Annotated in this window: 6 protein-coding genes; 5 read left to right on the plus strand and 1 reads right to left on the minus strand. The window is 61.1% G+C overall.

The features are described from left to right. Positions 1 to 24: 24 nt before the first annotated feature. On the minus strand, positions 25 to 765 hold the full coding sequence (locus ACJO3T_RS00330; protein WP_406960777.1) for an enoyl-CoA hydratase/isomerase family protein: 741 nt from the start codon (positions 763 to 765) through the stop codon (positions 25 to 27). Between the two features lie 119 nt (positions 766 to 884). Here ACJO3T_RS00330 and ACJO3T_RS00335 point away from each other — a divergent pair, with 119 nt between their 5' ends. From ACJO3T_RS00335 to ACJO3T_RS00355, 5 genes are all read left to right on the plus strand, one after another. Further along, a complete protein-coding gene (locus ACJO3T_RS00335) occupies positions 885 to 2,342 on the plus strand; it encodes an amidase family protein (protein ID WP_406960779.1) in 1,458 nt (485 codons plus the stop codon). A 259-nt stretch (positions 2,343 to 2,601) separates the two neighbouring features. Continuing rightward, positions 2,602 to 3,645: a TRAP transporter substrate-binding protein DctP gene (gene dctP / locus ACJO3T_RS00340; RefSeq protein ID WP_406960781.1), complete on the plus strand. Its 1,044-nt coding sequence runs from the start codon at positions 2,602 to 2,604 to the stop codon at positions 3,643 to 3,645. 81 nt (positions 3,646 to 3,726) lie between these two features. Then, positions 3,727 to 4,281, plus strand: coding sequence for a TRAP transporter small permease subunit (locus tag ACJO3T_RS00345; protein ID WP_406977499.1), 555 nt, complete (start codon positions 3,727 to 3,729; stop codon positions 4,279 to 4,281). Continuing rightward, positions 4,278 to 5,588 carry a TRAP transporter large permease gene (locus ACJO3T_RS00350; protein ID WP_406960785.1) on the plus strand — a complete coding sequence of 437 codons (1,311 nt, stop codon included), beginning with the start codon at positions 4,278 to 4,280 and terminating at the stop codon, positions 5,586 to 5,588. The genes ACJO3T_RS00345 and ACJO3T_RS00350 overlap by 4 nt, the downstream gene beginning before the upstream one ends. Before the next feature lie 273 nt (positions 5,589 to 5,861). Continuing rightward, positions 5,862 to 7,724: a HAMP domain-containing methyl-accepting chemotaxis protein gene (locus ACJO3T_RS00355; RefSeq protein WP_406960787.1), complete on the plus strand. Its 1,863-nt coding sequence runs from the start codon at positions 5,862 to 5,864 to the stop codon at positions 7,722 to 7,724. Positions 7,725 to 7,931 lie beyond the last annotated feature (207 nt).

Consider the following 7,931-nt stretch of genomic DNA (forward strand, 5'->3'; position numbering starts at 1 on the left):
CCGTCGGTTTTTGCAGCTTTGACGCTATTTCTTCTGCATACGGGCCAGGGCCGCGTGACAGTCCTCTGAGCGCAGCCGCTCGCCGAACACCTCGCGCTCACGCTCCAGGGCGTCCTTTGTCATCGCCTGCCAGGGCGCCTTCATCAGCCGCTTGCTGGCACGCAACGCCTCACGGGGCTTGCCCGCCAGCTTTTCGGCGGCTGCAACGGCCTCGGCAAGGGCCTTACCGTCCCCCACTGCCCGGCTGATGAGGCCGATGTCCGCCGCCTCATCCGCATTCAGGACATCCCCCATCAGCAGCAGTTCGGCGGTCTTCCTGGCCCCCAGGTGCAGGGGCATGGTGACAGTGGACGCCGCCTCCGGCACCAGTCCCAGGTCCACGAACGCCGTCTTGAAGCGGGTGGAGCGCCCGGCGTAGACCGCATCCACGTGCAGCAGCATGGTGGTGCCGATACCGATGGCCAGGCCTTCCGCTGCCACCAGCACCGGTGTGTCGCAGTGCATCAGGGTCTCGATAAAAGCCAGACCGGCTGACGGTTTGGGAGAAGTGTCGGTGGCACGGGCCCGGAAATCGTCCAGGTCGTTACCCGCGGTAAACACACCGCCATCACCGCTGATTACAATGGCATGGATGTCCGGATCGGCCGCAGCCTTCTCGACGCCTTCCGAGAGGGCGGTGTACATGTCGCGGGTAAGCGCGTTCTTCTTCTCGGGGCGGGAAATCAGCAGATGGACATAGCCGTTTTTCTTGTCGGTCCTGATCATGGGGCCTCCTGAGCCAGTTTGATTATTTCGAAATACTGTTTCACAAATCGACGGGATATTCTATCGTAGCGAAACCGAACATTCGCTCGCCGTTCAAGAACAACGACAACGGAGCCCCCATGGATTTCCACAAGATACCTGCGTTTGAACTGGCCCGGGGCATCAAGGCCCGGCAATACACCAGCGAACAGGTGCTGGACCATTTCCTCGACCGCACCCGCCGCCTGAACCCGGACCTCAATGCCATCGTGGTCCTGCGGGAGGAACAGGCCCGTGAGCAGGCCAGGGCCGCCGACCAGGCCGCTGCCAATAGGCAGGACCTGGGACCCTTGCACGGCGTCCCCATGACCATCAAGGAAACCTTCGAGATCGAGGGCTGGCCCACCACGGCGGGCCACAAGGGATACCAGGACCACGTGTCACCCCGCACGGCCGTGGCCGTCCAACGGCTGCTGGACGCCGGGGCCATTGTCTTCGGCAAGACCAACGTGCCGGAGTTCGCCGGTGACCTGCAGTCCTTCAATGACATCTACGGCACCAGCAATAACCCCTGGAATACCCGCCTTACCCCTGGCGGCTCCTCCGGCGGGGCTGCGGCGGCGCTGGCGGCCGGCCTGACGCCTCTGGAACTGGGCAGCGATATCGGCGGCTCTATCCGTACGCCAGCAGCCTTCTGCGGCATTTACGGTCTCAAGACCACTTCCGGGCTGATCCCCATGCGCGGCCATGTGCCGGGCGCGCCGGGCAGTGTCGCCAAGCGGGACATGGGCGTTGGCGGCCCGCTGGCGCGGCATCTGGACGATCTGGAAGCCGAGCTGGACCTGCTGGCCGGTCCCGACGACGACATGGCGCCCTGGCAGGTCAACCTGCCCCCGGCCGCCAGCCAACCCCTTCAGGACTATCGTTTCGCCACCTGGCTCAACGACGACTGGGCGCCGGTGGACAATGAGGTGCTTGGCGGCCTGGCAGGGTTCTGCGACCAACTGAAATCCCTGGGCGCCTCCCTTGAGAATGCCCAACCGGAAGGACTGACCCTGGAGAAAAGCCACCGGCTCTATTATCACCTGCTGGGCGGCGCCATGAGCCAGGGACTGCCGCCGAAGGTCCGCGACCGACTCGCCACCAAGGCCGCCGAAGAGGGCGATGACTACCCCCACCGCTTTGCCCGGGGGGCGCTGCAAACCCACGGCGAATGGCTGCAAAAGGATGAGGAACGAGCAAAGCTGCGAAGAACCTGGGCCCGGTTCTTCGAGGATTATGATCTGCTTATCTGCCCGGTCACCAACACCCTGCCGTTCCCCCATAACCAGGACACATCCGCCATGGCACGTACCCTGACCATCAATGGCCGGGAAGAACCCTACCTGGATGTGACCGTGTGGGCGGGTGTGGCCATGGTGGTCGGCTTGCCAGCCATCAGCTTCCCGGTGGGCTTTGGTGCAGACGGCCTGCCCCGGGCAGCGCAGATTATCGGCCCGGCCTGGAGTGAAAAGACCCTTATTCAGGTGGCACGAAGGATACAGGAACACCTGTTTCCACAAGGCCTGCCATGGCCCGACCAACTGGAAAGAAAGTGATCCATCACCGGACAAAACCGCTTGCATAAGCTATGTTTCCAGTGATTCGCCTATCGTGATGCGGGTAGCTCCCGACCTGAAGCCCTCAAGGGGCTTCAACGGGCACCCTATCGACTAAAGAATCCCGAGCAGTATTGCAAACGCTCGCTCGATTGCGATAAATTTGGGAAACACAAATCCATTGTGCAGTCGTAAATTTCGCTAGGTGGAATTAAGACAGGATGTCTCCATAGGAAAACAACAAAGAGGTTAAGAAGTAATGCTTAACAACATTCGCAAATCACTCACGGTATTTGCCTCGGCACTTACCCTGGGCGTGACCGCCACCATGATGGCCGGTACCGCCTCCGCTCAGGAAGAAACCTTTACCTGGAAAGTCCAGTCACACTGGCCGGGCTCATCCAGCTCCTACAAGGACAGCCTGGGCCGACTCAAGGAACAGCTTGAGGAGCGCTCCGATGGTCGCATCCAGCTTGAGCTGTTCGAGGCCGGTGCGCTGTTCAAGGCCCAGGAGACCTTCAATGCAGTCAGTCGCGGCATCCTGGAGATGGGCACCATCTCCCCGTCCTATGCGTCTGACAAGATGACCCTGGCGGGTATCGCCTCCGGTCTGCCGTTCGCCTTCCGCAATGTATGGGAAGCGGCCTATTTCCACCAGGGCCTGGGCTTCGAGGACATGCTGCGGGAAGAAGCCGCGCAGCACGGCGTCTACTGGTCCACCGACAAGGTCTACCCCACTGAAATGGTGGTCAAGGATCCCATCGAAAGCGTGGAGGAATTTGAAAGCCTGAAGATCCGCTCTTCCGGTGCCCTGCAGAAGTTCCTCACCGAGGCCGGTGCTGCCGCGTCCTACATCCCGGGCGGCGAACTGTACACCGCCCTGGACTCCGGCATTGTGGACGGCGCCCACTGGGGTGCGGCCCAGGGTGCCTACTCCATGGGTCTGTACGAGATCGCCAAGCACCACGTACAACCGGCCCTGAACATCGCCGGCACCGACGTGATCATCGTCAGCCAGAAGGCCCTGGACGAACTGCCGGAAGACCTTCAGCAGCTAGTGAAGGACGTGCTCAACGAGCAGTTCTGGTACCGCACCAACGAGTACCAGTACAAGGAGCGCATCACCCTGGCCAAGGCCATCTCCGAGGAAGGTGTTCAGGTGAACACCCTGCCACAGGAGGTCCAGGATCACCTGGTCCAGACCGCCCAGGCCATGTGGGATGAGGAAGGCGAACGCAGCGACAAGGCTGCCGAAGCCCTGGCCATGCTCAAGGACTTCCTGAGCGATCTCGGCTACCTGTAAGCCGGACTGAACCAGCCGGGAGACCGTGACCGGTCTCCCGGTTTTTTATTGTAAGCGACAAGATCCCTCCCGGAGGCCCCCATGCGTGCGATCACCGCATTCATGAACGGCGTCACCAGACTCAACAAGGCCATTGGCGTTGCGGTGTCATTCCTGGTGTTTGCCATGTTCGTGTTCATACTGCTGGAAGTATTCCTGCGGTATGCCTTTAATTCCCCGACCGTATGGACCAACGAACTGACCCAGCTGCTGTTTGGTGTCTACGCCGTGCTCTCCGGCGGCTACCTGATGGCCTATCGGGGACACGTCAACGTTGACCTGATCTACTCCATGTTCGGCCCACGCATGCGGGCGTCCATCGATATATTCACATCGATCCTGTTCTTTATCTTTACCCTGGCCCTGCTCTACTTCGGCTATGACATGGCCACCGAATCCATCGGTAACTGGGAATCCTCCTACTCAGCCTGGAACCCGCCCATCTGGCCGGTGAAAGCCTGCATCCCGGTGGGTGCCGGCCTGCTACTGCTGCAGGGGATCGTCAAACTGCTGGAAGACATCGCCATTGCCTGCAACCTCAGCTATTACCGGCCCGAGGACCATTCCGAGCAAGATTCGAAGGGGGAGCAACTGTGAGCATTGAAGTCCTGACTCTGCTGTTCTTCGGATCGCTGCTGCTGTTCGTCTTCCTGGGCCTGCCCCTGGCCTTTGTGCTGGGCGGCGTTTCCGTCGTGTTCCTCTATTTCACCTGGGGTTTCGACTCCTTCTACATGGTGTCCTCCCAGATCTGGAGCACCATGGGCAGTTTCACCCTGGTAGCCATACCCCTGTTCGTCTATATGGCGATGATCCTCGAGCGCACTGGTGTGGCCAAGGACCTGTACCGTGCCATGCATCTGTGGTTCGGTGGTCTGCGCGGCGGGCTGGCTATCGGCACCCTGGCCATCTGCGCCATCTTCGCCGCCATGGTGGGCATCAGTGGCGCCGCCGTGGTGGCCATGGGCACCATCGCCCTGCCAGCCATGCTGGAACGGGGCTATGACCGCAGTATGTGCCTGGGTGTGATCAATACCGGTGGCGGCTGGGGCATCCTGATCCCGCCCAGCATCATGATGATCCTCTACGCGCTGATCAGTGGCGTGTCGGTAGGCAAGATGTTCGCCGCTGGTATCCTGCCGGGCATCCTGCTGATGGTGCTGACCGCTATCTACATCCTGATCCGTAGCAACCTGCAGCCACACCTGGCACCGGCCCTGCCGCCGGAGGAACGGGGCACGATGAGGGAAAAGCTGCTGGCGCTGCGCTCGGTGGCCCTGCCGATCCTGATCGTGATCATGGTGCTGGGCTCCATCATGGGCGGTATCACTACTCCCACGGAGGCGGCCGCCATGGGCGTCCTGGGCTCCCTCATTGCCGCCGCAGTCTACCGCAAGCTGGAATTCCAGCTGCTGAAGGAAGCGTCCGTCCGCACCTTCAAGCTGACCGGCATGATCATGTGGATCCTGTTCGCCGCCCACGCCTTCAGTGCCGCCTACCAGAGCATGGGCGCCCAGCAGCTGATCGAGGGCTTCATGGCGCACATACCTGGCGGCCCCTGGGGTGTCATCATCACCATGATGCTGATCACCTTCCTGCTGGGCATGGTGCTGGACCCTGTGGGTATCATGTTGATCACCCTGCCGGTGTTCCTGCCCATCGTGGAGTCCCTGGGCTTCGATCCGATCTGGTTCGGCATCCTGTTCGTGATCAACATGGAGATCGGGTATATGACGCCGCCCTTCGGCTTCAACCTGTTCTACCTCAAGGGCATCGTACCGCCGAGCATCACCATGAAGGACATCTACAAGTCGGTGATTCCGTTCGTCATCGTGGAAATTATCGGCCTGGCCCTGCTGATGATCTTCCCGGAGATCGTCACCTACCTGCCAAATCTGTTCTTCTGAGGACAGGTTCCACCATAACGAGCCGGCTCCGCCAGGAGCCGGCTTTTTTATGCACAAACAGCTCCGGCAACGGCAGATGCCGCTTCCGCTCTTTGCACTCTGTTACCAAAACCCGCTTGCCTGGCCACCCCCTTCCCGTTTTACTGCTTCGCTGTACACCACATTGATGATGCTCACCCCTGACCGCTCGCATCCTACTAAATAATAAGTGTGTGCAGCCGATAACCGGTCTACGACACCTAATTCCAATAACGATTTTTGCCGGAGCCTGAAATGCCCCCTCTGCAAAAGCTTTCCAATGTCACTCTTTCCCTTGGCATGAAACTGGGCCTGGGATTCGCCGTACTGATCCTGCTGACCATCGTGGTGGGTGCCACCGGCTATGTCTCCCTGACCAATTTTGGTAGCCGCGCCAGCATTGTGGCCGATGCTTCCTCGATCGAAGCCAGCCTGCTCGAAGCCCGCCAGGACGAGAAGAACTTCCTGCTACGGGGGGATCCGGACTATGTGGATGCGGCGATAGCAAGCACCCAGCAGGCCAGTGCCGTCGCCGGCGCCCTTGAAGCCAGGCTGGTGGAGCCGGAAGATGACGCCCGCGTTGCCCGCATCCAGGAAGGGGTAGAGGAGTATGGCCAGCAATTGCGGGACCTGGTGGAGATCCGGGCCTTGCGGGGCGAGAAACTGGAAGCACTGGAAATGGCCGTGCGGGGTGTCACCAGTGGTTTTGCCTCCGAGGACAGCCTCTATGCCACCAATGCCGCCATCCAGCAGATGCGTCGCAGTGAAGGCAACTTCCTGGTGGAAAACGACCAGGAGGCGGTGGAACAGTTCCACTCCGCCGGTGATCGAGCCATCCGTACCCTTGAGTCTTCCTTCCTCGACAAGGAGGTCAAGAACGCACTGAAAGACCTGTTGTCGCGCTACGTGGGGGTTTTCAACGAGGTGGTGGACGCCGAGAACCAGACCCAGCAGCTACAGCAACGGATGATCGACACCGCACGCGGTATTCTGGACACGGCCGTGGAGTTACAGGAAACCCAGCGGCAGAAGATGGTCAACGAACAACAGGCCGCCGCCACGATTATCGGCATTGTGGTCCTGGTGATCGTCATCCTGGGCGTGGTCCTCGCGTGGCTGCTGACCCGCAGCATCACCCACCCCATCCACCAGGCCGTGACCCTGGCCAGGAGGGTGGCGGACGGCGACCTGCAGGAGACCGTCACCAGCAACCGGGGGGATGAGCTCGGGCAGTTGCTGTCGGCCCTGGGCGCCATGGTCACCAGCCTGCGGGAGCTGGTCCGTCATATCAACACCAGTGCCACCAACATCGCCTCCTCTGCCGAGGAGCTGTCGACGGTGACCGCCGAGACCAGCCAGGGGGTCACCCAGCAGCGGGACCAGACCGACCAGGTAGCCACCGCCATGAACGAAATGGTGGCAACGGTCAACGATGTCGCCAAGAGCGCCGAGGAGGCCTTTGGCGCCGCCAATACCGCCAACGAGAAGGCGGCGGCCGGGGAATCCGCTGTGGAGGAAACCCTGTCCTATGTGAGCGAACTCAACGGTCAGGTGGAACAGGTGATGGAGCGCCTGCGTGGCCTGCAGAAAGATAGCGAGAACATCGGCACGGTACTGGACGTGATCAAGTCCGTGGCCGAGCAGACCAACCTGCTGGCGCTGAATGCCGCCATTGAGGCGGCCCGGGCCGGCGAGCAGGGCCGGGGCTTCGCGGTGGTGGCCGACGAGGTCCGTTCCCTGGCGCAGCGCACCCAGAGTTCAGCCTCGGAGATCGAGACGCTGATCTCCAACCTGGTATCCAGCACCGAGAACTCGGTCTCCACCATGGAGCGGGGCACCACGCTGGCCGGGCAGACCCTGGACAGCGCCCGCACCACCGGCGAGACCATCCGTGAGATTGCCCAGGCGGTGGGTAACATCAGCCAGTACAACAGTCAGATCGCCACCGCTGCCGAGCAGCAGACGTCCGTGGCCGAAGACATCAACCAGAACGTCACCCAGATTCGCGACGTCAGTGACCAGTCCGCCACGGCAGCGGATCAGATCTCCAGCTCCAGCAACGAGCTGGCGCGGCTGGGTGAAGACCTTAGCAGTCAGGTCGCCCGTTTCCGGCTGTAACCCCCGGCAACAACGAAAAAGCCGTGGACCTGAAAGGGCTCACGGCTTTTTTTGGCGCAAACACCTGAGTCTGAAACACCAACAAGAAGGGAAGTCGCCGAACCCGTTGTCTCAGGAAGCACCCCAAATTACGCAGGCATGCTTGCTGTGGTGCAAAACGCCGGAGGCCGGGTGCTCCTTCCGACACGATAACCCTGTTCTCTGACT

It is taken from the genome of Marinobacter shunpengi (genome assembly GCF_045449715.1).
Taxonomy (GTDB): Bacteria; Pseudomonadota; Gammaproteobacteria; order Pseudomonadales; family Oleiphilaceae; genus Marinobacter.